Origin of the sequence: Streptomyces sp. Qhu_M48, from assembly GCF_051305195.1 — a bacterium.
Classification (GTDB): Bacteria; Actinomycetota; Actinomycetes; order Streptomycetales; family Streptomycetaceae; genus Streptomyces.
Genome location: NZ_CP195432.1, coordinates 1,177,292 through 1,203,305 on the forward strand (window position 1 = coordinate 1,177,292; position 26,014 = coordinate 1,203,305).

24 protein-coding genes are annotated in these 26,014 nt (G+C 72.3%); 19 read left to right on the forward strand and 5 right to left on the reverse strand.

What is annotated here, in order from left to right; genetic code table 11:
• Positions 1-170 precede the first annotated feature (170 nt).
• The 3 genes from lepA (at position 171) to hemW (ending at position 5,418) form a co-directional block, all read left to right on the forward strand.
• Positions 171-2,036 carry a translation elongation factor 4 gene (lepA, locus tag ACRRSS_RS05560; RefSeq protein ID WP_435970086.1) on the forward strand — a complete coding sequence of 622 codons (1,866 nt, stop codon included), beginning with the start codon at positions 171-173 and terminating at the stop codon, positions 2,034-2,036.
• A 184-nt stretch (positions 2,037-2,220) separates the two neighbouring features.
• Positions 2,221-4,098: an AMP-dependent synthetase/ligase gene (locus ACRRSS_RS05565; protein ID WP_435970087.1), complete on the forward strand. Its 1,878-nt coding sequence runs from the start codon at positions 2,221-2,223 to the stop codon at positions 4,096-4,098.
• Positions 4,099-4,185: 87 nt separating this feature from the next.
• Positions 4,186-5,418: a radical SAM family heme chaperone HemW gene (gene hemW / locus ACRRSS_RS05570; protein WP_435970088.1), complete on the forward strand. Its 1,233-nt coding sequence runs from the start codon at positions 4,186-4,188 to the stop codon at positions 5,416-5,418.
• A 178-nt stretch (positions 5,419-5,596) separates the two neighbouring features.
• Here the strand turns inward: hemW and ACRRSS_RS05575 are convergent, their stop codons facing one another.
• Both ACRRSS_RS05575 and ACRRSS_RS05580 read right to left on the reverse strand, forming a co-directional pair.
• Positions 5,597-6,397: a DUF3097 domain-containing protein gene (locus tag ACRRSS_RS05575; protein WP_435970089.1), complete on the reverse strand. Its 801-nt coding sequence runs from the start codon at positions 6,395-6,397 to the stop codon at positions 5,597-5,599.
• 10 nt (positions 6,398-6,407) lie between these two features.
• Positions 6,408-7,136: an MBL fold metallo-hydrolase gene (locus ACRRSS_RS05580; protein ID WP_435970090.1), complete on the reverse strand. Its 729-nt coding sequence runs from the start codon at positions 7,134-7,136 to the stop codon at positions 6,408-6,410.
• 147 nt (positions 7,137-7,283) lie between these two features.
• On the opposite strand from ACRRSS_RS05580, the gene hrcA reads away from it, so the two are divergent.
• The 4 genes from hrcA (at position 7,284) to ACRRSS_RS05600 (ending at position 11,487) form a co-directional block, all read left to right on the forward strand.
• Positions 7,284-8,303 (forward strand): heat-inducible transcriptional repressor HrcA, encoded by a 1,020-nt coding sequence (hrcA, locus tag ACRRSS_RS05585; protein WP_435970091.1) that lies wholly within the window; start codon positions 7,284-7,286, stop codon positions 8,301-8,303.
• Positions 8,304-9,440, forward strand: coding sequence for a molecular chaperone DnaJ (gene dnaJ / locus ACRRSS_RS05590; RefSeq protein WP_435970092.1), 1,137 nt, complete (start codon positions 8,304-8,306; stop codon positions 9,438-9,440).
• A 224-nt stretch (positions 9,441-9,664) separates the two neighbouring features.
• Positions 9,665-10,747, forward strand: a complete 1,083-nt coding sequence (locus tag ACRRSS_RS05595; RefSeq protein WP_435970093.1) for a nitronate monooxygenase — start codon at positions 9,665-9,667, stop codon at positions 10,745-10,747.
• Positions 10,744-11,487: a 16S rRNA (uracil(1498)-N(3))-methyltransferase gene (locus ACRRSS_RS05600; protein WP_435970094.1), complete on the forward strand. Its 744-nt coding sequence runs from the start codon at positions 10,744-10,746 to the stop codon at positions 11,485-11,487. The genes ACRRSS_RS05595 and ACRRSS_RS05600 overlap by 4 nt, the downstream gene beginning before the upstream one ends.
• Positions 11,488-11,495: 8 nt before the next feature.
• Here the strand turns inward: ACRRSS_RS05600 and ACRRSS_RS05605 are convergent, their stop codons facing one another.
• Positions 11,496-11,888 carry a hypothetical protein gene (locus ACRRSS_RS05605; protein ID WP_435970095.1) on the reverse strand — a complete coding sequence of 131 codons (393 nt, stop codon included), beginning with the start codon at positions 11,886-11,888 and terminating at the stop codon, positions 11,496-11,498.
• Positions 11,889-11,962: 74 nt separating this feature from the next.
• Between ACRRSS_RS05605 and ACRRSS_RS05610 the strand changes: the two genes are divergently transcribed.
• The 5 genes from ACRRSS_RS05610 to ACRRSS_RS05630 all read left to right on the forward strand — a co-directional run bounded on the left by ACRRSS_RS05610 (position 11,963) and on the right by ACRRSS_RS05630 (position 16,793).
• Complete coding sequence (locus tag ACRRSS_RS05610; RefSeq protein ID WP_435970096.1) at positions 11,963-13,330, forward strand: AAA family ATPase; 1,368 nt, start codon at positions 11,963-11,965, stop codon at positions 13,328-13,330.
• Complete coding sequence (locus ACRRSS_RS05615; RefSeq protein ID WP_435970097.1) at positions 13,327-14,421, forward strand: tetratricopeptide repeat protein; 1,095 nt, start codon at positions 13,327-13,329, stop codon at positions 14,419-14,421. The genes ACRRSS_RS05610 and ACRRSS_RS05615 overlap by 4 nt, the downstream gene beginning before the upstream one ends.
• A gap of 74 nt (positions 14,422-14,495) precedes the next feature.
• Complete coding sequence (locus ACRRSS_RS05620) at positions 14,496-14,855, forward strand: histidine triad nucleotide-binding protein (protein WP_435970098.1); 360 nt, start codon at positions 14,496-14,498, stop codon at positions 14,853-14,855.
• A 3-nt stretch (positions 14,856-14,858) separates the two neighbouring features.
• Positions 14,859-15,761: a ribonuclease Z gene (locus ACRRSS_RS05625; RefSeq protein WP_435970099.1), complete on the forward strand. Its 903-nt coding sequence runs from the start codon at positions 14,859-14,861 to the stop codon at positions 15,759-15,761.
• A 9-nt stretch (positions 15,762-15,770) separates the two neighbouring features.
• Complete coding sequence (locus ACRRSS_RS05630; protein ID WP_435970100.1) at positions 15,771-16,793, forward strand: adenosine deaminase; 1,023 nt, start codon at positions 15,771-15,773, stop codon at positions 16,791-16,793.
• A 63-nt stretch (positions 16,794-16,856) separates the two neighbouring features.
• Here the strand turns inward: ACRRSS_RS05630 and ACRRSS_RS05635 are convergent, their stop codons facing one another.
• Positions 16,857-18,188 (reverse strand): MFS transporter, encoded by a 1,332-nt coding sequence (locus ACRRSS_RS05635; RefSeq protein ID WP_435970101.1) that lies wholly within the window; start codon positions 18,186-18,188, stop codon positions 16,857-16,859.
• A 271-nt stretch (positions 18,189-18,459) separates the two neighbouring features.
• On the opposite strand from ACRRSS_RS05635, the gene ACRRSS_RS05640 reads away from it, so the two are divergent.
• The 5 genes from ACRRSS_RS05640 (at position 18,460) to ACRRSS_RS05660 (ending at position 22,929) form a co-directional block, all read left to right on the forward strand.
• On the forward strand, positions 18,460-19,578 hold the full coding sequence (locus ACRRSS_RS05640; RefSeq protein WP_435975260.1) for a carbohydrate kinase family protein: 1,119 nt from the start codon (positions 18,460-18,462) through the stop codon (positions 19,576-19,578).
• 104 nt (positions 19,579-19,682) lie between these two features.
• Positions 19,683-20,759: a PhoH family protein gene (locus ACRRSS_RS05645; protein WP_435970102.1), complete on the forward strand. Its 1,077-nt coding sequence runs from the start codon at positions 19,683-19,685 to the stop codon at positions 20,757-20,759.
• Between the two features lie 12 nt (positions 20,760-20,771).
• Positions 20,772-21,269 carry an rRNA maturation RNase YbeY gene (gene ybeY / locus ACRRSS_RS05650; RefSeq protein ID WP_351901476.1) on the forward strand — a complete coding sequence of 166 codons (498 nt, stop codon included), beginning with the start codon at positions 20,772-20,774 and terminating at the stop codon, positions 21,267-21,269.
• A gap of 5 nt (positions 21,270-21,274) precedes the next feature.
• Positions 21,275-22,579: a hemolysin family protein gene (locus ACRRSS_RS05655; protein ID WP_435970103.1), complete on the forward strand. Its 1,305-nt coding sequence runs from the start codon at positions 21,275-21,277 to the stop codon at positions 22,577-22,579.
• Entirely contained in the window at positions 22,576-22,929 is a 354-nt protein-coding gene (locus ACRRSS_RS05660) for an MmcQ/YjbR family DNA-binding protein (protein WP_435970104.1), read from the forward strand. The genes ACRRSS_RS05655 and ACRRSS_RS05660 overlap by 4 nt, the downstream gene beginning before the upstream one ends.
• A 123-nt stretch (positions 22,930-23,052) precedes the next feature.
• Here the strand turns inward: ACRRSS_RS05660 and ACRRSS_RS05665 are convergent, their stop codons facing one another.
• Entirely contained in the window at positions 23,053-24,456 is a 1,404-nt protein-coding gene (locus ACRRSS_RS05665; protein ID WP_435970105.1) for an MFS transporter, read from the reverse strand.
• A 118-nt stretch (positions 24,457-24,574) separates the two neighbouring features.
• Here ACRRSS_RS05665 and ACRRSS_RS05670 point away from each other — a divergent pair, with 118 nt between their 5' ends.
• Together ACRRSS_RS05670 and ACRRSS_RS05675 are read left to right on the forward strand one after the other, a co-directional pair.
• Positions 24,575-25,435 carry a helix-turn-helix transcriptional regulator gene (locus tag ACRRSS_RS05670; RefSeq protein ID WP_435975261.1) on the forward strand — a complete coding sequence of 287 codons (861 nt, stop codon included), beginning with the start codon at positions 24,575-24,577 and terminating at the stop codon, positions 25,433-25,435.
• Positions 25,436-25,518: 83 nt separating this feature from the next.
• The gene (locus tag ACRRSS_RS05675; RefSeq protein ID WP_435970106.1) at positions 25,519-25,881 is read left to right on the forward strand and encodes a cytidine deaminase; all 363 of its coding nucleotides are present in this window, start codon (positions 25,519-25,521) and stop codon (positions 25,879-25,881) included.
• Positions 25,882-26,014 lie beyond the last annotated feature (133 nt).

The following is a 26,014-nucleotide window of genomic DNA, read 5'->3' on the forward strand; positions in this document are numbered from 1 at the left end:
ACAGGTTCGATGTTCCTTCTGGATGCGTCTCGCAGCTGAGAGGGCATACGAGACACAGCTGTCCACAGTATCAGCCGCCCTCGGGCCCGCCCAAACCGGGCGCCGGGCGACGGGCATGGGACCATGGAGCCTACGTATCGATCCGACATCGCCCCGAGACGAGACCCTGCGTGCCCGCGACTCCTACCAACGTGCCCGAGCCGAGCCGTACCGACCCGGCTCTGATCCGCAACTTCTGCATCATCGCGCACATCGACCACGGCAAGTCCACGCTCGCCGACCGGATGCTCCAGCTGACCGGTGTGGTCGACCAGCGGCAGATGCGTGCCCAGTATCTCGACCGCATGGACATCGAGCGGGAGCGCGGCATCACGATCAAGTCTCAGGCGGTCCGGCTGCCCTGGGCGCCGACCGAGGGGCCGGCCCAGGGCGACACGCACATCCTGAACATGATCGACACCCCTGGGCACGTCGACTTCACGTACGAGGTCTCGCGTTCGCTCGCGGCCTGTGAGGGCACGGTCCTGCTGGTCGACGCGGCCCAGGGCATCGAGGCGCAGACCCTGGCCAACCTGTACCTGGCGATGGAGAACGACCTCACCATCGTCCCGGTGCTGAACAAGATCGACCTGCCGGCCGCCCAGCCGGAGAAGTTCTCCGAGGAGCTGGCCAACCTCATCGGCTGCCAGCCGGAGGACGTCCTCAAGGTCTCCGCGAAGACCGGTGTCGGTGTCGGTGCGCTGCTCGACCGGGTCGTCCGGGACGTTCCCGCCCCGGTCGGTGTCGCCGACGCCCCCGCCCGCGCGATGATCTTCGACTCCGTGTACGACTCGTACCGGGGTGTGGTCACGTACGTGCGAGTGATCGACGGGCAGCTCAACAAGCGCGAGCGCATCAGGATGATGTCGACCGGCGCCACCCACGAGCTCCTGGAGATCGGCGTCTCCTCGCCCGAGATGACGCCGTCCGACGGTCTCGGCGTCGGCGAGGTCGGCTACCTCATCACCGGTGTGAAGGACGTCCGTCAGTCCAAGGTCGGTGACACGATCACCTCCCTGAACAAGGGCGCCACCGAGGCCCTCGGCGGTTACAAGGACCCGAAGCCGATGGTGTTCTCGGGTCTCTACCCGCTGGACGGCTCGGAGTACCCGGACCTCCGCGAGGCCCTCGACAAGCTCCAGCTCAACGACGCCGCGCTCGTCTACGAGCCGGAGACCTCCGCGGCGCTCGGCTTCGGCTTCCGCGTCGGCTTCCTGGGGCTGCTCCACCTCGACGTCATCCGTGAGCGCCTGGAGCGCGAGTTCGGGCTCGACCTGATCGCCACCGCCCCCAACGTGGTCTACCGCGTGGTCATGGAGGACGGCAGCGAGCACACGGTCACCAACCCGAGCGAGTTCCCCGAGGGCAAGATCAACGACGTGTACGAGCCCGTCGTACGCGCCACGATCCTCGCCCCCAGTGAGTTCATCGGCGCGATCATGGAGCTGTGCCAGACCCGTCGGGGCACGCTGATCGGCATGGACTACCTCTCCGAGGACCGGGTCGAGATCCGCTACACCCTGCCCCTCGCCGAGATCGTCTTCGACTTCTTCGACCAGCTGAAGTCCAAGACGCGCGGTTACGCCTCCCTCGACTACGAGCCCACCGGCGAGCAGGCCTCCAGCCTGGTCAAGGTCGACATCCTGCTGCACGGCGACAAGGTCGACGCGTTCTCCGCCGTCACCCACAAGGACGCCGCGTACGCCTACGGTGTGCGGCTCGTCGCCAAGCTGCGCGAGCTCATCCCGCGGCAGGCCTTCGAGGTGCCGATCCAGGCCGCGATCGGCTCCCGGGTCATCGCCCGCGAGACCATCCGCGCCATCCGCAAGGACGTCCTCGCCAAGTGCTACGGCGGTGACATCTCCCGTAAGCGGAAGCTGCTGGAGAAGCAGAAGGAGGGCAAGAAGCGCATGAAGATGGTCGGCTCGGTGGAGGTGCCCCAGGAGGCCTTCATCGCCGTGCTGTCGAGCGACGAGTCCTCCGGCAAGAAGAAGTAGCCGGAAGAGACGGTCGATGAACGGGTCCACGTGCAGGGTGCGCGTGGGCCCGTTCGTTATGAAGCGGCGGCCTGCAGACTCTTACGCGCCGGTCGTCGGGCCTTTACTCTGATCCCGAACTCGAAGGTTACTCGCCAGTTAGTTACGAACCACCAGAAGGCACCGCCGCCGCCCGGAGGACGTCGTGAGCGACACACAGACCCAGATCGAGAACCGGCCGCCCTCCGTGGCGACCCTCTTCCTTGAGCGCGTCGAGCGGACCCCGGACGCGGAGGCCTACCGCTACCCGGTGCCCGCCGCCTCCGGTACCGGCCCGGACGACTGGAAGTCGCTCAGCTGGGGCCAGGCCGCCGAGCGGGTCTTCGCGATCGCCGCGGGCCTCGTCGACCTGGGGGTGCGGCCCGAGCAGCGGGTCGCCCTCGCCTCCTCCACCCGGGTGGAGTGGATCCTCGCCGACCTCGGCGTGATGTGCGCGGCCGCCGCGACCACCACGGTCTACCCGCAGACGAACGCCGAGGAGTCGGCGTTCATCCTCTCCGACTCCGAGTCCCGGGTCCTCATCGCCGAGGACGCCGCCCAGCTCGCCAAGGCCGTCGAGCGCCGCGCCGACCTGCCGAACCTCCACCATGTGATCGTCATCGACGCCACCGGGGTGGAGAGCGACGGCGAGTGGGTCCTCTCCCTCGCCGACCTGGAGGCGCGCGGCAAGGCCTACCTGGAGAAGCACCCCGAGGCCGTCAAGGAGCGGGTCGCGGCGATCACCTCCACGCAGCTCGCCACGATCATCTACACCTCGGGCACCACCGGCCGCCCCAAGGGCGTCCGCCTCCCGCACGACAACTGGTCCTACATGGCCAAGGCCATCGCCGCCACCGGCCTCGTCACCCAGGACGACGTCCAGTACCTGTGGCTGCCGCTCGCGCACGTCTTCGGCAAGGTCCTCACCTCCGGCCAGATCGAGGTCGGCCACGTCACCGCCGTCGACGGCCGCGTCGACAAGATCATCGAGAACCTTCCGGTGGTCCAGCCGACCTACATGGCGGCGGTTCCCCGCATCTTCGAGAAGGTCTACAACGGCGTCGCCGCCAAGGCCCGGGCCGCCGGCGGAGCCAAGTACAAGATCTTCCAGTGGGCGGCCGGCGTCTCCCGCGACTACGCCAAGGCCAGCCAGGACAACTTCCGCCGCACCGGGACCGCCTCCGCGCCCTTCGGCCTCACGGCCAAGCACAAGGTCGCCGACGCCCTCGTCTACGCCAAGATCCGGGACGCCTTCGGCGGCAACCTGCGCGCCTGCATCTCCGGCTCCGCCGCGCTCGCCCCTGACATCGGCTACTTCTTCTCCGGCGCGGGCATCCACATCCTGGAGGGCTACGGCCTCACGGAGTCCTCCGCCGCCTCCTTCGTCAACCCGGGCGAGGCCTACCGCACCGGCACCGTCGGCAAGCCGCTCCCCGGCACCGAGGTCCGGATCGCCGACGACGGCGAGATCCTGCTGCGCGGCCCCGGCATCATGGAGGGCTACCACGGCCTGCCGGAGAAGACGGCCGAGGTCCTGGAGTCCGACGGCTGGTTCCACACGGGTGACATCGGCGAGCTGTCCGCCGACGGCTACCTCCGGATCACCGACCGGAAGAAGGACCTGATCAAGACGTCCGGCGGCAAGTACATCGCGCCGGCCGAGGTCGAGGGCCAGTTCAAGGCCGTCTGCCCGTTCGTCTCGAACATCCTCGTCCACGGCGCCGACCGGAACTTCTGCACCGCGCTGATCGCCCTCGACGAGCCCTCCCTCCTCGGCTGGGCCGCCGACCACGACCTCGCGGGCAAGCCGTACGCCGAGGTCGTCGCCGCCCCGCAGACCGTGAAGATGGTCCAGGGCTACGTCGACCGCCTCAACGAGGGCCTCCAGCGCTGGCAGACGATCAAGAAGTTCCGCCTGCTCCCGCGCGACCTCGACATCGAGCACGGCGAGCTGACCCCGTCGCTGAAGCTGAAGCGGCCGGTCGTGGAGCGCGAGTACAAGGGCCTCATCGACGAGATGTACGCCGGATCCAGGGAGTCCTGACCCCCGGCGCACGGCCTGTGGACAACCGGCCGGCCGGTTGTCCACAGGGAGGGCATCCACCTCGGGCAGTACGGGACAATGGGGCTCATGCCTTCCGTACTGCCCGATGGTGAGACCGTTCCCGACGACGGGGCGCTGCCCCCGCACGCCCTGGAAGGGGCGGGGGAGCGGCCCCTCGGGTTCTACCTGCACGTGCCGTACTGCGCGACCCGCTGCGGCTACTGCGACTTCAACACCTACACCGCGAGCGAGCTGCGCGGCACCGGCGGCGTGCTCGCCTCCCGGGACAACTACGCCGAGCAGGTCGCCGAGGAGATCCGGCTCGCCCGGAAGGTCCTCGGCGACGACCCCCGACCGGTGCGGACCGTGTTCGTCGGCGGGGGCACGCCGACGCTGCTCGCCGCCGGGGACCTCGTACGGATGCTGGGGGCCGTACGCGACGAGTTCGGGCTCGCGGACGACGCCGAGGTGACGACCGAGGCGAACCCGGAGTCCGTGAACCCCGCGTACCTCGCCGAGCTGCGGGAGGGCGGCTTCAACCGGATCTCCTTCGGCATGCAGAGCGCCAAGCAGCACGTCCTGAAGATCCTCGACCGGACGCACACGCCCGGCCGGCCCGAGGCCTGCGTCGCGGAGGCGCGGGCGGCCGGTTTCGACCACGTCAACCTCGACCTCATCTACGGCACGCCGGGCGAGACCGACGACGACTGGCGGGCCTCGCTCGACGCGGCCATCGGCGCCGGACCCGACCACGTCAGCGCCTACGCGCTGATCGTCGAGGAGGGGACGCAGCTGGCCCGCCGCATCCGGCGCGGCGAGGTCCCGATGACCGACGACGACGTGCACGCCGACCGCTACCTGATCGCCGAGGACGTCCTCTCCGGGGCCGGGTTCGAGTGGTACGAGGTGTCCAACTGGGCCACCTCGGAGGCCGGCCGCTGCCTCCACAACGAGCTGTACTGGCGGGGCGCGGACTGGTGGGGCGCGGGCCCCGGAGCCCACAGCCACGTCGGCGGCGTGCGCTGGTGGAACGTGAAGCACCCCGGGACGTACGCGGCCGCCCTCGCCGGAGGGAAGTCGCCCGGGGCCGGCCGTGAGCTGCTCTCCGAGGAGGACCGGCGGGTCGAGCGGATCCTCCTCGAACTGCGGCTTCTGGAGGGCGTGGAGCTGTCGCTGCTCAAGCCGGCGGGGCTCGCGGCCTCCCGCAAGGCGCTCGCCGACGGGCTGCTCGACGCCGAGCCCTACGCGGCCGGGCGGGCCGTGCTGACGCTGCGGGGGCGGCTGCTCGCCGATGCGGTGGTGCGGGATCTGGTGGACTAGGACGGCCGCTGGTGGTGCGGGGCCCTTGTAGTGCGCCGCGCCGGTGGTTGGGTAACAGCGGGCGAGGCGCCACCCAGGGCGCCGTCCGTTGAGCCCACCCGTTCCGCCCCAGCGGAACGATTGCCCACAACGGGGTGCGTGGGGCCACAAAGCGGTCGAAAGCCCGCCGGGGCGGGGGCTACGGGGCTGTGACGAAGTCGATCAGCTCTTCCACCCGGCCCAGCAGCTCCGGTTCCAAATCCCGGTAGCTCGTCACCCTCGACAGGATGTGCTGCCAGGCCGCGCCCGTGTTCTCCGGCCAGCCCAGGGCCCGGCACACGCCCGTCTTCCAGTCCTGGCCGCGCGGGACCGTCGGCCAGGCCGGGATGCCGAGCGAGGACGGCTTCACCGCCTCCCAGACGTCGATGTACGGGTGGCCCACGACCAGGACGTCCGGGGAGGTCACCCGGGCCGCGATTTTCGACTCCTTCGAGCCCGGGACCAGGTGGTCCACCAGGACGCCGAGGCGGGCGTCCGGCGCCGGGGCGAACTCCGCGACGATCGCCGGCAGGTCGTCCACACCCTCCAGGTACTCCACGACCACGCCCTCGATGCGCAGGTCGTCGCCCCAGACCCGCTCCACGAGCTCCGCGTCGTGACGGCCCTCGACGTAGATCCGGCCCGCCCGCGCCACGCGCGCGCGTGCCCCCGGCACCGCGACCGAGCCCGAGGCCGTGCGGGTCGGGGCGGCGGGAGCGGCGGACGGGCGGACCAGGGTCACCACGCGGCCCTCCAGGAGGAAGCCGCGCGGGTCCAGCGGGAACACCCGGTGCTTGCCGAAGCGGTCCTCCAGGGTCACCATGCCCGCCTCGCAGCGGATCACCGCCCCGCAGAAGCCCGTCGTGACCTCCTCGACGACGAGGTCACGGTCGGCCGGCACCTCGGGAACGGGCGCCGACTTCTTCCAAGGGGGTGTCAGATCCGGGTTGTAGCTGCGCATCCCGGTGACGTTAGGCCACCTGGAAGCGGCGTGCCAGTTCCTCCCGCTGGAGTCGTACGAAAGCGGCGTCCACCACCGCCCCGTGCCCCGGTACGTACACCGCGTCCTCGCCGCCGAGCCGCAGCAGCCGGTCCAGCGCGTCCGGCCAGCGGGCGGGGATCGCGTCCGGGCCCGCCTGCGGCTCGCCCGACTCCTCGACCAGGTCGCCGCAGAAGACGACCTCGCGCGAACCGGGGACGAGGACCACCAGATCGTGACCCGTGTGGGCGGGTCCGACGTTCGCCAGGAGGACCTGCCGGTCGCCCAGGTCGAGCGTCCACTCGCCGGAGACCACGTGGCGCGGGGACACCAGGACGTCCACCGCCTCCGCCGCCGCCGTCGCGTCCAGACCGTGCCGCACGGCGTCCCCGCGCAGCGCCTCCCGTTCCCGCTCCCGGCCGAGCAGCTCGTCCGATCCCACCGCGCCGAAGACCTCCGCGCCCGCGAACGCCGCCGTGCCGAGCACATGGTCGAAATGCGGATGGCTCAGTGCGATGTGCGTCACTCTCCGGCCGCCCGTGAGTCCCGCGATCCGGGTCCGCAGCTCGGCGCCCTCCGCGAGCGAGGAGCCCGTGTCGTACAGCAGCACGCCCCGTTCCCCCAGTACCAGTCCCACCGTGGCGTCCCATCCCGGCAGCCGCCGCCGGCCCACCCCGTCCGCGAGCCGCTCCCACCCGTACGCTTCCCAATCCACGTCCATGCCGCGACGCTAACCGATGGGGGCACCGCCGCCTTGCCAGGAGCGACGCCCGCCGCCGTACACTGGCCGAGGGGCGCTGGCACTCGAAGAGGGTGAGTGCCAAAAGCGGAGCAACCGGAACGACGACGACAGCTGGAGGTGCGCACGATGCTCAGCGAACGCAGACTCGAGGTCCTGCGCGCCATCGTCCAGGACTACGTCGGGACGGAGGAGCCCGTCGGCTCCAAGGCGCTCACCGAGCGCCACAAGCTCGGCGTCTCGCCCGCCACCGTGCGCAACGACATGGCCGTGCTGGAGGAGGAGGGCTTCATCGCCCAGCCCCACACCAGCGCCGGCCGCATCCCGACCGACAAGGGCTACCGGCTCTTCGTCGACCGGCTCGCCGGCGTCAAGCCGCTGTCGACGCCCGAGCGCCGGGCCATCCACAACTTCCTCGACGGCGCGGTGGACCTGGACGACGTCGTCGGCCGCACGGTCCGCCTGCTCGCCCAGCTGACCCGCCAGGTCGCCGTCGTCCAGTACCCCTCGCTGACCCGCTCGACCGTCCGGCACGTGGAACTGCTCTCGCTGGCGCCCGCCCGCCTGATGCTCGTCCTCATCACGGACACCGGTCGGGTCGAGCAGCGTGTCATCGACTGCCCCGTGCCCTTCGGCGAGACCTCGCTCGCCGATCTGCGGGCCCGGCTCAACAGCCGGGTCGTCGGCCGCCGGTTCGCCGACGTGCCGCAGCTGGTGCAGGACCTCCCCGAGTCCTTCGAGGAGGTCGAGGACCGCGCCACGGTCTCGACCGTGCTCGCGACCCTCCTCGAAACCCTGGTCGAGGAGCACGAGGAGCGGCTGATGATCGGCGGCACCTCCAATCTCACCCGCTTCGGCCCCGACTTTCCCCTGATGATCAGGCCCGTCCTGGAGGCTCTCGAGGAGCAGGTCGTGCTCCTCAAGCTGCTGGGCGAGGCCAAGGAATCGGGCATGACCGTACGCATCGGGCACGAGAACGCCCACGAGGGGCTGAGCTCCACGTCCGTCGTCTCGGTCGGCTACGGTTCGGGCGGCGAGGCAGTCGCCAAACTCGGCGTGGTCGGACCGACCCGCATGGACTACCCCGGAACGATGGGAGCGGTACGCGCAGTGGCACGTTACGTCGGACAGATCCTGGCGGAGTCGTAAGTGGCCACGGACTACTACGCCGTACTCGGCGTGCGCCGCGACGCGTCCCAGGACGAGATCAAGAAGGCGTTCCGGAGGCTCGCGCGCGAGCTGCACCCGGACGTCAATCCCGATCCGAAGACGCAGGAGCGCTTCAAGGAGATCAACGCCGCCTACGAGGTCCTCTCGGACCCGCAGAAGAAGCAGGTCTACGACCTGGGCGGCGACCCCCTCTCGGCCTCCGGCGGAGGCGGCGCGGGCGGGTTCGGGGCCGGTGGTTTCGGCAACTTCTCCGACATCATGGACGCCTTCTTCGGCACGGCCTCGCAGCGCGGACCGCGCTCGCGGACCCGCCGCGGCCAGGACGCCATGATCCGTCTGGAGATCGACCTCAACGAGGCCGCCTTCGGCACCACCAAGGACATCCAGGTCGACACGGCGGTCGTCTGTACGACCTGCTCGGGCGAGGGCGCCGCACCCGGCACCTCCGCGCAGACCTGTGACATGTGCCGTGGCCGTGGCGAGGTCTCGCAGGTCACCCGGTCCTTCCTCGGCCAGGTCATGACCTCGCGGCCCTGCCCGCAGTGCCAGGGCTTCGGCACCGTCGTCCCGACCCCGTGCCCCGAGTGCGCGGGCGACGGCCGGGTCCGGTCCCGCCGCACCCTCACCGTCAAGATCCCGGCCGGTGTCGACAACGGCACCCGGATCCAGCTCGCGGGCGAGGGCGAGGTCGGCCCCGGCGGCGGCCCCGCCGGCGACCTGTACGTCGAGATCCACGAGACGCCGCACGACACCTTCCAGCGGCGCGGCGACGACCTGCACTGCACGGTCACCCTCCCGATGACGGCGGCCGCGCTCGGCACCAAGGTGCAGCTGCAGACCCTCGACGGCCTGGAGGAGATCGACGTCCGTCCGGGCACCCAGTCCGGCCAGTCGATCCCGCTGCACGGCCGTGGCATCACCCACCTGCGGGGCAACGGCCGGGGCGACCTGATCGTGCACGTCGAGGTGCAGACCCCGGGCAAGCTCGACGCCGAGCAGGAACGACTGCTGCGCGAACTGGCCAAGCTGCGCGGCGAGGAGCGGCCCACCGGCCAGTTCCAGCCGGGGCAGCAGGGGTTGTTCTCGCGGTTGAAGGACGCGTTCAACGGGCGGTAGGCGCCCTGCTGGGGGTCCGGGGGTCGTCCCCCGGGTGGACACGGTCAGCCGGGGCAGCAGGGGTTGTTCTCGCGGTTGAAGGACGCGTTCAACGGGCGGTAGGCCCGGTTAGAACGGTTCGGAGAGGGGCGGCACTCGCGCAGGCGGGTGCCGCCCCTTCCGTGTGGGCTCGTGACCTGACGTACGGATTCGGCCCCGAAGCAGGGGCATGACACGATGCCCATATGTCCACCACCGCGCTGAACGATCTCTCTCGGTTTCCGATCGTGCAGGCCCCCATGGCGGGTGGCGCCTCCTGCCCCGAGCTGGTCGGAGCCGTCTGCGAGGCCGGGGCGCTCGGCTTCCTGGCCGGCGGGTACAAGACGGCCGGAGGCCTCTACCAGGAGATCAAGCAGGTGCGCGGGCTCACCTCCCGCCCCTTCGGTGTCAACCTCTTCATGCCGCAGACCGGACGCCCCGCCGACCCCGCCGCCGTCGAGGTCTACCGCCACCAGCTGGCCGGCGAGGCCACCTGGTACGACGTGCCGCTCGGCGAGGCCGACGACAGTCGCGACGACGCCTACGACGCCAAGCTGGCCCTCCTCCTGGAGGACCCGGTCCGCGTCGTCTCCTTCACCTTCGGCTGCCCCACGCCGGAGGCCCTCGCCTCCTTCGCCCGCGTCGGTACGTTCACGATCGTGACCGTCACCTCCGCCGAAGAGGCCCTCGCCGCCCAGCAGGCCGGCGCCGACGCCGTCTGCGTCCAGGGCGTCGAGGCCGGTGGACACCAGGGCACCCACCGCGACGACCCGGCCGACGACGGCGCCCCCGGCACCGGGCTGCTCGCCCTCCTCACCCAGGTCCGCGAGAGCGTCGCCCTGCCGATCGTCGCCACCGGCGGGATCATGCGCGGCGCCCAGATCGCCGCCGTCCTCGCCGCCGGGGCCGATGCCGCCCAGCTGGGCACCGCCTTCCTCCGCTGCCCCGAGTCGGGCGCCCACCCGCTGCACAAGCGGGCCCTGACGGACCCGCTGTTCACCCGGACCGCCTTCACCCGGGCCTTCTCCGGACGTCCGGCGCGCGGTCTCGTCAACCGCTTCATGCGTGAGCACGGGCCGTACGCCCCCGCCGCGTACCCCGAGATCCACCACCTCACCGCCCCGCTCCGCAAGGCCGCCGCCACCGCGAACGACGCCCAGGGCATGGCCCTGTGGGCCGGGCAGGGCCACCGGCTCGCCCGTGAGCTCCCCGCCGGGCAGCTGGTCGAGGTGCTGGCCACCGAACTCGACACCGCCCTCTCCGAGCTGGCCCCCAGGAGCGCCTCATGACCGCACCCGTCTTCGTCGTCGACGCCGTCCCCGGCGCCGGAAGCTTCCTCCTGGACGGCTCCGAGGGCCGGCACGCCGTCTCCGTGAAGCGGCTGCGTGAGGGCGAGGAGCTCGTCCTCGCCGACGGCCGGGGCCGCTGGGCCGCGTGCGTGGTGCTCGCCGCCGAGGGCAAGGACCAGCTGACCGTGCGGGTCGACGCGGTCCACGAGGATCCCGAGGAGGAGCCCCGGATCACCGTCGTCCAGGCGCTGCCCAAGGGCGACCGGGGCGAACTCGCCGTCGAGACGATGACGGAGACCGGCGTCGACGGGATCGTGCCGTGGGCCGCCTCCCGCTGCATCACGCAGTGGAAGGGCGACCGGGGCCTCAAGGCGCTCGCCAAGTGGCGCTCCACCGCGCGCGAGGCCGGCAAGCAGTCGCGCCGCTCCCGGTTCCCCGAGGTCGCGGACCCGATGACGACCAAGCAGGTCGCGGCCCTTCTCGCGGGGGCCGATTTCGCGGCCGTCCTGCACGAGGACCGTGACCACCCGAGCGGGGCGCTGGCCACCGCCGGACTCCCCGAGAAGGGCTCGGTCGTGCTGGTCGTCGGCCCCGAGGGCGGGGTCTCCCCGGAGGAGCTCGCCGCGTTCGAGGCGGCCGGGGCGAAGCCGTACCGGCTCGGCCGCAGCGTGCTGCGCACGTCCACGGCGGGCACGGCGGCGACGGCGCTGGTCCTGGGGCGTACGGGGCGCTGGAGCTAGGCGCCGTCCTACCCCTTCCGCTTCTCCGGCCCTCCCTGGTCCTCCGCCCCCTCCGCCCCCGTCAGGACGTCGAAGAGCGGCCAGCCGTCCGTCTCGCGTATGCCGTGCGCGGTCGGGAAGAGGCCGCGGGCCGAGGCCTCGTCGAGGAAGCGGCGGACCACGCCGGGCTCGTTCAGGTTGAGCCGGCCGCCGCCCGTGGCGGCCACCTCGCCGGTGCCCATCGTGTACCCGCCCGTGATGCGGCCCGGGCCGCTCCGGAAGACGAGCCGGAGACCGGTGTGGCGGGTCCCGGCCGGGCGCAGGGTGAGGTACGTCCGGCACTCCGGGTGGGTGTGGCCGACGTTCCACAGCCACACCGCGTCGTCCACCGTCAGTCTGCGCGGCGCGCGTGTCCGTCTCATGCGGCGCACCCTACGCCCGGCCGCGTACCGAACCCGGTGGACAGCGGCCCCCGGCGCATCCATAGGGTGGCGGCATGGCCGACGAGTCCCCTCTGATCCGCAGTCTGCGCGCCGCCGTGGCCGCCGCCCCCGGCGACGTACCCCTGCGTCTCCACTTCGCCGAACTCCTCCTCTCCGAGGGACGGAACGACGAGGCCGTCGCCGAGGCGGCCGTCGCCCTCCAGCACGCGCCGGGGGACGCGGACGCGCGTGCGCTGATGATGCGGGCGATGGGGCTGCCGCCCACTCCGCCCGCGACTCCGCCCACTCCGCCCGCGGCTCCGGCCGCGACGTCGAGCCCCGCTCAGGCCCCCGCCCCCACTCCTGGGGAGAGCGCCCCCGCCCCGGCGGAGAGCGCCCCCGACCAGCCCCCGTCCTCGCCCCCGGCCGCCGCGGGCGACGGACCCGCCTTCGACTGGGCCGCAGCCGAGCAGCAGGTCCAGGACGTCGTCGGACCCCGTTTCCTGGAGGGCCCGCAGGCGGCCGACGGCGAGGGCACCGCCGGGGACGCCGCCGCCTGGGACGTCGACGCCCCCGGCTCCGTACGCCTCGCCGACGTCGGCGGCATGGACGAGGTCAAGGACCGCCTGGAGGCCGCCTTCCTCGCCCCCATGCGCAACCCCGAACTGCGCAGGCTCTACGGCAAGTCGCTCAGGGGCGGCCTGCTCCTCTACGGCCCGCCCGGCTGCGGCAAGACGTTCATCGCCCGGGCCGTCGCGGGCGAGCTCGGCGCGAACTTCCTCACCGTCTCGCTCTCCGACGTCCTCGACATGTGGATCGGGGCCTCCGAGAAGAACATCCACGACATCTTCGAGACCGCCCGCCGCCAGGCCCCCTGCGTGGTCTTCCTCGACGAGCTGGACGCCCTCGGCGCCAAGCGCTCCCGTACGCACTCCAGCGGCCTGCGCAACGTCGTCAACCAGCTCCTCACCGAGCTCGACGGCATCGCGAGCGGAGCGGGCAACGAGGGCGTCTTCGTGCTCGCCGCCACCAACGTGCCCTGGGACGTGGACATCGCGCTCCGCCGCCCCGGCCGCCTCGACCGCACCCTGCTCGTGCTCCCGCCGGACGCCACCGCCCGCGAGGCGATCCTCCGCTACCACCTGCGCGAGCGCCCCATCGAGGCCGTCGACCTCGGCAAGCTCGTCAAGGCCACCGAGGACTTCTCCGGCGCCGACCTCGCCCACGTCTGCGAGACGGCCGCCGAGACCGCGCTCCTCGACTCCGCCCGCAGCGGCTCCGTACGGCTCATCAGCACCAAGGACCTGCTCGGCGCGGCCAAGCAGATCAAGCCGTCCACCGAGCCGTGGTTCGCGGCCGCCCGGAACGTGGCCATGTTCGCCAACGAGGGCGGCCTGTACGACGACCTCCTCGCCCACCTCAAGCGGAAGCGCAAGCTGTGACCACCCCGACGACGCTCCTGCGCGCCGAGGCGCTCTACGACACCGGGCGGTACGCACAGGCCGGCGAGCTCGTCGCCCAGCACCTGGCGACCGAACCGGAGGACGCCGAGGCACTCGTCCTGCTCGCCCGCTGCCACCACCGCGCCGAGGACCACCCGGCCGCCCTGGACGCCGTGGACCGCGCGCTGAGCGCCGAACCCGAGCTGCTCATGGCCTGGCTGATGCGCGTCCAGATCCTGCTGGGCCTGCGGCGGTTCCAGGACGCAGAGACCTCCGCCCGCTACGCCGTCCAGCTCGCCCCGCAGTACTGGGGCACCCACTACGCCCTGGGCACCGCCCTCGCCCAGTTCGGAGAGCACGCGCGCACGCCCGCGCGTACCGTCGAGGCGTACGAGGCCGCCCGCGCCGCCGTCAGCCTCGCCCCCGAGGAGGACGCGGCTCACTTCCTGGTCGGGCTCACCGCCCAGCGACGGGGCGACCACGCCACCGCGCAGCGGGCCTACGAGGCGACGCTGCGGCTCAACCCGCAGAGCAGCGAGGCCCACAACAACCTCTCCCTGCTGAGGCTGCGGCGCCGCTGGTTCCGGCGCGGGGCCTGGACCCAGGCCGCCGAGGGCTTCGTCGCCTCCGCCGCCCTCGACATCGAGGACCGCAAGGCCCGCTACAACCTGGAGGCCATGGCCTGGAACACCGTGGCCGGGGCCCGCTGGGTGGCCCTGCTCGGCTTCATCGCCTCGACGTTCGGCGCCGCCTCGGTACGCGGCGGGGCCACCGGCGCCGAGGCCTTCGTCCCCTTCGCGATCGGCGCGGCCGTGCTCGTCGGCGCCTGGGGCGGCTGGGTCCTGTGGATGGGCCGCCGGGTGCCGCCCCGGCTGCGCCGCCCGATGTTCCTCGTGGCGCGCTCCTGCGGGCCGGTGATCGCGATGGCCACCGTCGTGGGGCTGCTCGGCCTGTACTCGGTGGTGACGATGGCCCTGTGGTCCTTCGACGCGGGCGTGGTCGGCGGACTCGGGACACCCCTGTTCTGGGCCGTGATCATCACGTACTGGGTGAGCCGCTCGGCCCTGAACCGGCGCGCGCCCAAGGACTGAGCCCGGACGGGTGACGGCGGGGGCGGCGGATAGCATGCCCGTGTACCGACCGACGAGGCGAGGAGGCCCGGGCCATGGCCGGAGAGCCGCAGAGCGACTGCCTGTTCTGCAAGATCGTGGCGGGGGAGGTACCGGCGACGATCGTGCGCGAGACGGCGACGACGGTCGCCTTCCGCGACATCAACCCGCAGGCGCCCAGCCACGTCCTGGTGATCCCGCGCCTCCACTACCCGGACGCCGCCTCGCTGGCCGCCGGAGCGCCGGAGGTCGCGGCCGACGTGCTGCGCGAGGCCGGTGAGGTCGCCGCCCAGGAGAAGACCGACGGCCACGGCTACCGGATCGTCCTCAACACCGGCGCCGGCGCGGGCCAGACCGTCTTCCACGCCCACGCGCACGTGCTCGGCGGGCGCGGCCTCAACTGGCCCCCCGGATAGCCCGTGTCCGTACGCGAACTGGTCGTCCTCGGCACCGCCAGCCAGGTCCCGACCCGACACCGCAACCACAACGGCTACCTGCTGCGCTGGGACGGACAGGGCATCCTGTTCGATCCCGGCGAGGGCACCCAGCGCCAGATGCTGCGGGCCGGCGTCGCCGCGCACGACCTCGACCGGATCTGCGTCACGCACTTCCACGGCGACCACTCGCTCGGCCTGGCCGGGGTGATCCAGCGGATCAACCTCGACCAGGTCCCGCACCCCGTCACCGCGCACTACCCGGCGAGCGGGCAGCACTTCTTCGAGCGGCTGCGGTACGCCACCGCCTACCGCGAGACCGTGAAGCTGACCGAGGCCCCGGTGGCCGGCGACGGGCCGCTCGCCGTCACCGACACGTACACCCTCGACGCGCGCAGGCTCTCGCACCCCGTCGAGTCGTTCGGCTACCGGCTCACCGAGCCCGACGGGCGCCGCATCCTGCCCGAGCGGCTCGCCGCGCACGGCATCAAGGGCCCCGACGTGGGCCGCATCCAGCGCGAGGGCGTCCTCGACGGCGTCACCCTCGACGACGTCAGCGAGGTCCGGCGCGGGCAGCGCTTCGCCTTCGTCATGGACACCCGGCTCTGCGAGGGCGTGCACGCCCTCGCGGAGGGCGCCGACATGCTCGTCATCGAGTCGACCTTCCTCGACGAGGACGTCCGCCTCGCCACCGACCACGGCCATCTGACCGCCGGACAGGCCGCCGCCGTCGCCCGGGACGCGGGCGTACGCCACCTCGTCCTCACCCACTTCTCGCAGCGCTACTCCGACCCGTCGGAGTTCGAGCGGCAGGCGCGGGCGGCCGGGTTCGACGGCGAACTGAGCATTGCCCAGGACCTCATGAGGGTCCCCGTACCGAAGAGATAGACACCCCCCATGCACCTCCCCACCGGCCTTCCCGTCGGCCTTCCCAAGGCCGAGCTGCACCTCCACATCGAAGGCACCCTCGAACCCGAGCTGGCCTTCGCGCTCGCCGCCCGCAACGGCGTCACCCTGCCGTACGAGGACACCGCCGCCCTGCGCGAGGCGTACCGCTTCAGCGACCTCCAGTCCTTCCTGGACCTCTACTACGGCCTGATGGCGGTCCTGCGCACCGCCGAGGACTTCACGGAACTCACCGACGCCTACCTGGAGCGGGCCGCCGCGCAGGGCGTCCGGCACGCCGAGATCTTCTTCGACCCGCAGGCGCACACCGCGCGCGGCGTCCCCTTCGGCACCGTGGTCGAGGGCCTGAGCGCCTCCCTCGAACGCTCCGAGGAGCGGTACGGGATCTCCACCCGGCTCATCATGTGCTTCCTGCGCGACGAGTCGGCCGAATCGGCGCTCGCCACCCTCGACGCCGCGAAGCCCCACCTCGACCGGATCACCGGCGTCGGCCTCGACTCGGCCGAGGTCGGCCACCCGCCGGCCAAGTTCCGCGAGGTGTACGAGGCGGCCCGGGCGCTCGGCCTGCGCCGCGTCGCCCACGCGGGCGAGGAGGGCCCGGCCGCCTACGTCCGCGAGGCGCTCGACGTCCTCGGAGTGGAGCGGATCGACCACGGCCTGCGCTGCATGGAGGACCCCGACCTGGTCGCCCGCCTCGCCCGCGAACGGATCCCCCTCACCCTCTGTCCGCTGTCGAACGTCCGCCTCCGCGTGATCGACACCCTCGCCGACCATCCGCTGCGGGCGATGATGGCGGAGGGACTGCTCGTCACCGTGAACTCGGACGACCCGGCCTACTTCGGGGGGTACGTGGGCGAGAACTTCGAGGGGGTGCGGGACGCGCTGGGGCTCTCGCCCGAGCAGCTTCGGGAGCTGGCGCGGAACTCGTTCCAGGCGTCGTTCCTGGAGGACGACGAGCCTCGGCGGGCGCGGTATCTCGCCGAGGTGGAGGCGTACGAGTTCGACGTGGCGTAGGCGGTCGGCGGGGGCGCGGACGGGGCGCGCGCCGCGGGCGAGGGACTGAGCGGCAGGCCCCCCTCACCCCCGGTCGCTCGGCCGCGCCAGCCCGTACGACGACTTCGCCGGGCGGCGACGGCCCGCCGTGACCGGAACGGGTGCGACCTCCTGTTCCGGCGCGCCCATCTGGGGGACCGTGGGCGGTGTCGCCGCCGCCGTGCCGCCCAGGATCGCCGCCGGCGCCCCGCCCCTCCGGCGTACCGAGCCGGGGACCAGGGGACGGCCCGAGGCGTGGCGGGCCACCGCGGTCATCGGGGCGGCGACCAGGAGCAGCAGGGTGCACAGGGTCAGGCCCATGCCCGTGTATCCGGCGCTCTCCGACAGGAGGCTGCCGGCCAGCGGGCCGCAGGCCACGCCCAGGGAGGACGCCGAGCCGACGAGGACGGCCCAGCGGCCACGCGGGTCGAGGGAGGCGGCCAGGCCCAGGAGGTAGGAGAGGACCACCGGGTAGACGGCGTTCCACAGGATCTCGCCGGTGGCGAAGGAGAGCAGGTCCCCGGCGGCCGAGCTGAGCAGGACGCAGCCGGCGATGAGGACGGTGCCCACCCCGATCGGGACGGCCCGGCCGAGGCGCGAGCCGAGCGCCCCCGCCGCCGTGACCCCGACGAGCCCGGCGCCGAGCGCCGCCGCGAAGACCGCGCCAACGGTGACCTCGGAGAGACCGGCCTGGGTGAGTCCGATGCGGCCGCTGACGCCCCACAGCGCGTTCTGCGCGAGGGACCAGCAGAGGATGCCACCCGCGAGCACGGCTCCGGCTCGGCGGTGGGGGAGCGGGCCCGTGGCCGCCGTGGCCTCCCGTACGGCGCGCGTGGCGTCCGGCAGGCGGCCCGTCAGCGGCCACACGAGGGCCGCCGCGCAGGCGATGGCGAGCAGCGGCGGGGCGTGGCCGCCGGCCAGGTGCGGGAGGGTGAGGTAGAGGGCGCCCGCCGCGGCCGACACGGAGAGCAGGCCGAGGATCGAGGCCCGGTGCGGGTCCTTCTGGCCGGCGATCCCGGCGGCGGCCACCGCCGTCGCCGTACCCGAGCCGAGGCCGCCGAGGACCGCGCCCGCGACGACCAGGGGCACGATGCCGGTGGCGGCGGCGGAGCCGTATCCGACGGCCATCGCGAGAAGGCCCGCGCGGGCCGCCCGGCGGGGGCCGACGCGTTCTCCGCGCGCGGCGAGCGTGAAGCCCGCGGAGGAGGAGCCGAGCAGCAGGACGGAGCCGACGAGGCCCGCCTGCGCGGGGGTGAGGCCGAGCCCGGCGGAGAGCCGGCCGACGACGGTCGGCAGCAGGTACGGGGCGAGGTATCCGGCCGTGAAGAGGGAGACGAGGGCGACGAGAGCCCCCGGGACGCGCGGGCGCGACGACATGGGCGTTCCAGGAACTGAACAGGGAAAGGAGACGGCGCCCGGTGGTCGCACGGGGTCGCGGCACCATGTGTATCAAGCATCCGAGTGAGCGGAGAAGGTGGTATCCCCCGATTCAGGCTGTGATGTGGGTCACTATTGGTTTGGGTTGATGGAGGTGAGGGAACACGTGACCGCCGCGTTGCGGCACCCCCGTCCCTCCACCCCCATCGGGCACACTGTCCAGATCAGCACCACGGTGCCGATCCAGCGCACCACGACCGGGGAGTCCGCCGTGACCACAGCAAGGGGAGACCAGCCGCACCAGGACGCCGGAGTCGACCCCCTGGTGTGTCTGCGCGAACCCACCGACCCCGCGTGCGACGTCTTCCTGACCGGAACCGTCTTCCTCGACATCATCTTCACCGGCCTCGACAGCGCCCCCGTCCGGGGCACCGAATCCTGGGCCCGGGGCATGGGATCGAGCCCCGGCGGCGTCGCCAACATGGCCACCGCCCTCGCCCGCCTCGGTCTGCGCACCTCCCTCGCCGCCGCCTTCGGCGACGACCACTACGGCGAGTACTGCTGGGACGCGCTCGAACAGGGCGAGGGCATCGACCTCTCCCTCTCCCGCACCGTCCCCGGCTGGCACTCCCCGGTCACGGTCTCCATGGCCTACGAGGGCGAGCGCACGATGGTCTCCCACGGCCACGAGGCCCCGCCCCTGGAAGGCGCCCTGCCCGCCTACCCGCCGCACGCCCGCGCGGCCGTCGCCTCCCTCGTCCCCGGACGCGGCGAGGAATGGGTCGCCCGGGCCGCCCGCGGCGGCGCCAAGGTCTTCGCCGACGTCGGCTGGGACGACACCGGCCGCTGGGACCTGGCCGGCCTCCCCGACCTCGCCCACTGCGAGGCCTTCCTGCCCAACGCCGCCGAGGCGATGCGCTACACCCGCACCGACTGCCCCCGGGCCGCCGCGCGCGCCCTCGCCGACAAGGTCCGCTACGCCGTCGTCACCCTCGGCTCCGAGGGCGCCTACGCCGTCGACGGCGCCACCGGCGAGACCGCCGAGGTCCCCGCCATCCAGGTCTCCGCCCTCGACCCGACCGGCGCCGGAGACGTCTTCGTCGCCGGATTCGTCACCGGCACCCTCGCCGACTGGCCGCTCGCCGACCGGCTCGCCTTCGCCGGCCTCACCGCCGCCCTCTCCGTCCAGGAGTTCGGCGGCTCCCTGTCCGCCCCCACCTGGGGCGAGATCGCCGCCTGGTGGCAGCACGTCCAGGGCCACGCCCAGCAGGACCCCGAGACCCTGCGCGGCCGCTACGCCTTCCTGGAGCGGCTCCTCCCGGCCCCCGCGCGCCCCTGGCCGCTGCGCCGCGCGGTGCCCACGATCGGCTTCCGCGCCGCCGCCCCGTAAATCCCTTCGGCCTGTCACCGCCAGGTCGTAGGCTGGGGAGCCAGAGGTTGTCGAGCGGCGAGAACCCTGCAACAGGAGGTATGCGCAGGCCACAGTGCCGGCCCATGACTCAGACACCCACATCCCAGGACTCGCCCCGCGACGGGGCGCCCGGACAGGCCCGCGCCCAGTTCACCGTCCCCGCCAAGCATCCGATGGTGAGCCTGCTCGGCTCCGGTGACGCGCTGCTCCGCGTGATCGAGCGGTCGTTCCCGCAGGCCGACATCCACGTCCGGGGCAACCAGGTCAGCGCGGTCGGCGACGCGGCGGAAGTCGCGCTGATCCAGCGCCTGTTCGACGAGATGATGCTGGTGCTCCGCACCGGTCAGCCGATGACGGAGGACGCAGTGGAACGCTCGATCGCCATGCTCAGGGCGAGCGAGAACGGATCGGAGGGCGGCGAGGAGACTCCCGCCGAGGTGCTCACGCAGAACATCCTCTCCAACCGGGGACGCACGATCCGCCCCAAGACGCTCAACCAGAAGCGGTACGTCGACGCGATCGACAAGCACACGATCGTCTTCGGCATCGGCCCCGCCGGCACCGGAAAGACCTATCTCGCCATGGCGAAGGCGGTCCAGGCCCTGCAGTCCAAGCAGGTCACCCGGATCATCCTGACCCGCCCGGCCGTCGAGGCCGGCGAGCGCCTCGGCTTCCTGCCCGGCACGCTCTACGAGAAGATCGACCCCTACCTGCGCCCGCTCTACGACGCCCTGCACGACATGCTCGACCCCGACTCGATCCCCAAGCTCATGGCGAGCGGCACGATCGAGGTCGCGCCGCTGGCATATATGAGGGGTCGTACCCTGAATGACGCCTTCATCATCCTCGACGAGGCGCAGAACACGAACCCCGAGCAGATGAAGATGTTTCTCACCCGCCTCGGCTTCGACTCGAAGATCGTCATCACCGGTGACGTCACCCAGGTCGACCTGCCGAACGGGACGAAGAGTGGTCTGCGTCAGGTCCGGGACATCCTGGAAGGCGTCCAGGACGTCCACTTCTCGACGCTCACGTCGCAGGATGTCGTCCGGCACAAGCTCGTCGGCCGTATCGTCGACGCGTACGAGCAGTACGACCTCCGCACCGAGGGCCGCGACGACAGTCGCGGTGAGCACCGGCGCGGCCGCAACGGGAAGTAGAACGCAGAACACATGTCGATCGACGTCAACAACGAGTCCGGCACCGAGGTCGACGAGCAGGCGATCCTCGACATCGCCCGCTACGCGCTCGCGCGCATGCGCATCCACCCGCTCTCCGAGCTCTCGGTGATCGTCGTGGACACGGAGGCGATGGAGCAGCTCCACATCCAGTGGATGGACCTGCCGGGACCGACGGACGTCATGTCGTTCCCGATGGACGAGCTGCGTCCGCCGACGAAGGACGACGCGGAGCCCCCGCAGGGGCTCCTCGGCGACATCGTGCTCTGCCCCGAGGTCGCCACCCAGCAGGGCAAGGACGCGCCGACGGAGCACTCCATGGACGAGGAGCTGCAGCTCCTCACCGTCCACGGGGTGCTCCACCTCCTCGGGTACGACCACGAGGAGCCCGAGGAGAAGGCCGAGATGTTCGGTCTCCAGGCGGCGATCGTCGACGGCTGGCGCGCGGAGAAGGGCCTGACCGGCCCCTCCCCGGCGCCGACCGTCTCCTGACCCCGATGGACGTTTCGCTGATCCTCGGGGCGGTGGCCCTGGTCGTCGTGGCCTGGCTCGCCGCCTGCGCCGAGGCCGGACTCGCGCGCGTCTCCAGCTTCCGCGCCGCCGAGGCCGTACGGTCCGGCCGGCGCGGGGCCGAGAAGCTCGCCCAGGTGACCTCCGACCCGACCCGCTATCTCAACGTGGCGCTGCTCGTCCGGGTCGCCTGCGAGATGGCGGCCGGTGTCCTCGTCACGTACGCCTGCCTGGAGGCCTTCCCGGAGACCTGGGAGGCGCTGCTCGTCGCCATCGCCGTCATGGTCCTCGTCTCGTACGTGGCCGTCGGCGTCTCGCCGCGCACGATCGGCCGGCAGCACCCGCTGAACACGGCGACGGCCGCCGCCTACGTCCTGCTGCCGCTGGCCCGGATCATGGGGCCGATCCCGCAGCTGCTCATCCTCATCGGCAACGCGCTGACGCCGGGCAAGGGGTTCCGCAAGGGCCCGTTCGCCTCCGAGGCGGAGCTGCGGGCGATGGTGGACCTCGCCGAGCAGGAGTCGCTGATCGAGGACGAGGAGCGCCGGATGGTGCACTCCGTCTTCGAGCTGGGCGACACGCTCGTGCGGGAGGTGATGGTGCCGCGGACCGACCTCGTCTGCATCGAGCGGTACAAGACGATCCGTCAGGCCCTCACGCTCGCGCTGCGCTCCGGTTTCTCGCGCATCCCGGTGACCGGGGAGAACGAGGACGACATCGTCGGCATCGTGTACCTGAAGGACCTGGTCCGCAAGACGCACATCAACCGGGAGTCCGAGGCGGACCTGGTGTCGACGGCGATGCGGGCCGCGGCCTTCGTGCCGGACACCAAGAACGCCGGTGACCTGCTGCGCGAGATGCAGCAGGAGCGCAACCACGTCGCCGTCGTCGTCGACGAGTACGGCGGCACGGCGGGGATCGTCACCATCGAGGACATCCTGGAGGAGATCGTCGGCGAGATCACCGACGAGTACGACCGGGAGCTGCCGCCGGTCCAGGAGCTCGGCGACGGCCGCCACCGGGTGACCGCCCGGCTCGACATCGGGGACCTCGGGGAGCTGTACGGCTACGGACCCGACGAGTACGACGACGAGGACGTGGAGACCGTCGGCGGTCTGCTCGCCAAGGCGCTCGGCAGGGTTCCGATCGCCGGCGCGAAGGCGGTCGTGGAGCTGCCGGACGGGCGTGCGCTGCGGCTGACGGCCGAGGCGCCGGCCGGCCGGCGGAACAAGATCGTCACCGTTCTCGTGGAGCCGACGGAATCGCTGGAACGGGGGGAGAATCCGGCATGACCCCCGAGGAGCTGCGAGCCTTCTGTCTCGACTTCAACGACGCGTCGGAGGAGTTCCCGTTCGGCCCGGAGACCTCCGTCTTCAAGGTCGCGGGGAAGCTGTTCGCGCTGGCGGCGCTGGACTCCGAGCCGCTGAGGGTCAACCTCAAGTGCGATCCGGACGAGGCGGTACGGCTCCGCGAGGAGCATCCCGCGATCGTGCCCGGCTATCACATGAGCAAGCGGCACTGGAACACGGTGACCGTCGGAGAGCTCCCGGACCGGATGGTCCGGGAGCTGGTCGAGGACTCGTACGACCTGGTGGTCGCGGGCCTGCCGAAGGCCGTACGGCTCCGTTTCGACCGGCCGTAGCCCTACCGGTACGGCTCCGCCCCGACCGGCCGTTGACCCACCTTCCCGTCACGGGCTCCGCCCCGGCCGGCCGTGGTCCTCGCGTACGGGCTCCGTGGCACCCACTCCGCCGCCGGTCGTCGTTCAGGACCGGCGGCGCAGGCCGACGCCGACGAGGAGCGCCGTCGCGAGCACGATCGCCGCGTCCAGGGCGAGGACCGTGCGGACACCCCCGTACAGGTCGCCGCCGGTCGTGGCGAGCACGCCGAGCAGCGGGATGCCGACGGTGAGGCCGACCTGCTGGGTGGTGGTCACCAGGCCGGTCGCCAGGCCCTGCTCCTCGTCCGGGACACCGGAGGTGACGGTCAGTCCGTACGAGATGATCGCGCCCAGGTGGCACATGGACGCCAGTGAGACCGCGACCGTCGCCAGGACCGCGCCCGCGTGCTCGGTGACGCCGAGCAGCGCGGCCGTGAGCAGGGCCTGTCCGGCGAGGGAGCCGACCAGGGTGCGGCGGGCGCCGATCCGGCCGATCACCTTCGGCGCGAGCAGGCCGGCCACGACCGACACCACGCCCTGCACGCCGAAGACCAGGCCGGTCGCGAACGCCGACAGGCCGAGCGTCTCCTGGAGGTACAGGGTGAGCACGAAGACGACCGTCGACATCATCGAGAAGGTGACCAGACCGCCCAGGTTGCCGAAGGCGATGGTGCCGCGCCGCAGCATCGGCAGCGAGACCAGCGGGGCCGCGTGCCGGGACTCCACCCGGACGAAGACCGCGAGCAGCAGGACGCCTACCACCAGGGTGACCTGCACGTTCGTGCCGCCGAAGCCGTGCTCGGCGGCCGTCGACAGGGAGTAGATCAGTGCGAGCAGACCACCGGTGACGGTGACCGCGCCGGGCACGTCGAGCCGGGGCCGCTCGGGGGTGCGGGACTCGGGGAGCAGACCGGGGGCCAGCGGCAGCACGATGACGCTGAAGAGGGCGAGCAGGCCCATCGTGGAGCGCCAGCCGAGTGCGTCGGTCATGACGCCGCCGAGGACCATGCCGACGGTGAAGCCGAGCGAGAGCAGTGTGCCGGAGATGCCGAGCGCCCGGTCGCGCAGCGGGCCCTCGGGGAAGGTGGTGGTCAGCAGGGACATGCCGGTGGGGACGATCGCGGCGGCGCCGATGCCCTGGAGGGCGCGTCCGGTGAGGAAGGCGGCCGGGTTCCAGGCGAAGGTGGCGAGCAGCGAGGCGGCGCCGAAGAGGGCGAGCCCGGCGAGGAAGAGCTTCTTGCGTCCGTAGAGGTCGCCGACGCGGCCGAAGAGGAGCAGGAAGCCGCCGGAGGGCAGGGCGAAGGCGGTGACGGCCCACTGGAGGGCGGACTGCCCGAGGCCGAGGTCGGCGCCGAGGACGGGCAGGGCCACGTTCAGTACGGAGAAGTCGAGCGCGACCATGAACTGGGCGGCGCACAGGACGAAGAGGATGAGTCTCGTGCGGCCGGTGAGGGCCGGGGGAGCGGCGGGGGCCGTGGGGTCGGCGGGGGGAGTGGTCAGCGTGGTCATGACCTCACCCTCGGCGTCCGGGAACATCGCTGGGGAGCGGGAACTTATCCTGTTGGTCGCACCACCAGGCATCCAGGGGGAGGAAGCACACGTGGCCACCGCTCTCGAGAGCACCACGATGAAGCAGCACCGACTGGGCGAACTGCGCGAGTTCCTGATGAGCCGTCGGGCCCGGGTGAGCCCGGCGGAGGCGGGGCTGCCGGACGGTGGTGCGCGGCGCCGCACGCCGGGGCTGCGCCGGGAGGAGGTCGCGGTCCTCGCGGGGGTCGGGGTCTCCTGGTACCAGTGGCTGGAGCAGGGGCGGGACATCACGGTCTCGCCGCAGGTGCTCGACTCGGTGGCGCGGGTGCTGCGGCTGAGCCCGGCGGAGCGGCGTCATCTGTACGTCCTGGCGGCGCTGAACCCGCCGGCCCCGGAGACGGCTCCGGAGGACCGGGACATGTGCGAGGGGCTGCGGAGGCTCATCGACGCGTGGATGCCGTTCCCGGCGCACATCATGGACGTGTACTGGAACACGGTCCTGTACAACGACGCGGCGGCGATCGTGCTCGGGATGCGGCCGGAGATCTCGCAGAACTGCCTGGTGAACTTCTTCACCGACCCGCTGTACCGCTCGCGGATGGGCCACTGGGAGGAGCTCGCGCCGAAGGTCGTCGCGCAGTTCCGCTCGGCGTGCTCGGAGTGCCCGGACGACGAGGGCTTCCGGGCGGTGGTCGAGGAGGCCAAGGAGCTGAGCCCGGAGTTCGCGGAGCTGTGGGGGCGGCGGGACATCCTGCCGGGCGGCCAGAACCGCAAGGAGATGGAGCATCCGCTGGTCGGCACGCTCGTCGTGGAGGCGACGCAGCTGCGGGTCCCGGCCCGTCCGGACCTGGTGATCGTGATGCACACGCCGCTGCCGGAGGCGGACACGGCGGCGAAGCTGGAGTGGCTGGCGTCGCCGGAGGGGCGCCGGGGGGCGATGTACCCGGTCGCGGGCTGATCGGTGGAGGGGCCGGCCCGTGGGGGGCGGTGGTCGCCAGGCCGGTCGCGGGCCGATCTCCGGGCCGGACCTATGCTCAGGGCATGACACTCAGCAGCGAGCACGGCGACCTCGGCGCCGAGGACCTCAAGATCATCACTCTGGCGCGGAGTGCCCGCGCGCGCAACGGCGTGTCCGAAGGGGCCGCGGTGCGGGACGAGACCGGCCGTACCTATGTGGCGGGGACCGTGGAGCTGGAGTCGCTCAAGCTGAGCGCGCTGCGGACCGCCGTCGCCATGGCGGTGGCGAGCGGCGCCGAGTCCCTGGAGGCGGCGGCCGTCGTGTCGAACGCCGAGGCGGCCTCGGACGAGGACCGCGCGGCGGTGCGCGACCTCGGCGGCCCGCAGACCCCGGTGCTGCTCGCGGGCCCCGACGGGCAGCTCCGCGCGGCGGTCACGGCGGGCTGAGACGGAGAGCCCGGCCGCTCCCGGCGGGGCGGTGGGAACAGGACAGCGGGGTCCGGCGCGCGCGCCGGACCCCGCGCCTTTGTGTCCTTGTGAAGGATCACCGCATCTTCTCTTGCCTTCCCCGGTCGTCTGC

What these genes read in the sequence shown, in the direction of transcription:
- hemW (WP_435970088.1), top strand. Translation starts at nt 4,186, where the DNA reads ATGCCTTCCGTACTGCCCGATGGTGAGACCGTTCCCGACGACGGGGCG.
- ACRRSS_RS05575 (WP_435970089.1), bottom strand. Translation starts at nt 6,397, where the DNA reads ATGCGCAGCTACAACCCGGATCTGACACCCCCTTGGAAGAAGTCGGCG.
- ACRRSS_RS05580 (WP_435970090.1), bottom strand. Translation starts at nt 7,136, where the DNA reads ATGGACGTGGATTGGGAAGCGTACGGGTGGGAGCGGCTCGCGGACGGG.
- hrcA (WP_435970091.1), top strand. Translation starts at nt 7,284, where the DNA reads ATGCTCAGCGAACGCAGACTCGAGGTCCTGCGCGCCATCGTCCAGGAC.
- ACRRSS_RS05595 (WP_435970093.1), top strand. Translation starts at nt 9,665, where the DNA reads ATGTCCACCACCGCGCTGAACGATCTCTCTCGGTTTCCGATCGTGCAG.
- ACRRSS_RS05600 (WP_435970094.1), top strand. Translation starts at nt 10,744, where the DNA reads ATGACCGCACCCGTCTTCGTCGTCGACGCCGTCCCCGGCGCCGGAAGC.
- ACRRSS_RS05605 (WP_435970095.1), bottom strand. Translation starts at nt 11,888, where the DNA reads ATGAGACGGACACGCGCGCCGCGCAGACTGACGGTGGACGACGCGGTG.
- ACRRSS_RS05610 (WP_435970096.1), top strand. Translation starts at nt 11,963, where the DNA reads ATGGCCGACGAGTCCCCTCTGATCCGCAGTCTGCGCGCCGCCGTGGCC.
- ACRRSS_RS05620 (WP_435970098.1), top strand. Translation starts at nt 14,496, where the DNA reads ATGGCCGGAGAGCCGCAGAGCGACTGCCTGTTCTGCAAGATCGTGGCG.
- ACRRSS_RS05630 (WP_435970100.1), top strand. Translation starts at nt 15,771, where the DNA reads ATGCACCTCCCCACCGGCCTTCCCGTCGGCCTTCCCAAGGCCGAGCTG.
- ACRRSS_RS05635 (WP_435970101.1), bottom strand. Translation starts at nt 18,188, where the DNA reads ATGTCGTCGCGCCCGCGCGTCCCGGGGGCTCTCGTCGCCCTCGTCTCC.
- ACRRSS_RS05645 (WP_435970102.1), top strand. Translation starts at nt 19,683, where the DNA reads ATGACTCAGACACCCACATCCCAGGACTCGCCCCGCGACGGGGCGCCC.
- ybeY (WP_351901476.1), top strand. Translation starts at nt 20,772, where the DNA reads ATGTCGATCGACGTCAACAACGAGTCCGGCACCGAGGTCGACGAGCAG.
- ACRRSS_RS05655 (WP_435970103.1), top strand. Translation starts at nt 21,275, where the DNA reads ATGGACGTTTCGCTGATCCTCGGGGCGGTGGCCCTGGTCGTCGTGGCC.
- ACRRSS_RS05660 (WP_435970104.1), top strand. Translation starts at nt 22,576, where the DNA reads ATGACCCCCGAGGAGCTGCGAGCCTTCTGTCTCGACTTCAACGACGCG.
- ACRRSS_RS05665 (WP_435970105.1), bottom strand. Translation starts at nt 24,456, where the DNA reads ATGACCACGCTGACCACTCCCCCCGCCGACCCCACGGCCCCCGCCGCT.
- ACRRSS_RS05670 (WP_435975261.1), top strand. Translation starts at nt 24,575, where the DNA reads ATGAAGCAGCACCGACTGGGCGAACTGCGCGAGTTCCTGATGAGCCGT.
- ACRRSS_RS05675 (WP_435970106.1), top strand. Translation starts at nt 25,519, where the DNA reads ATGACACTCAGCAGCGAGCACGGCGACCTCGGCGCCGAGGACCTCAAG.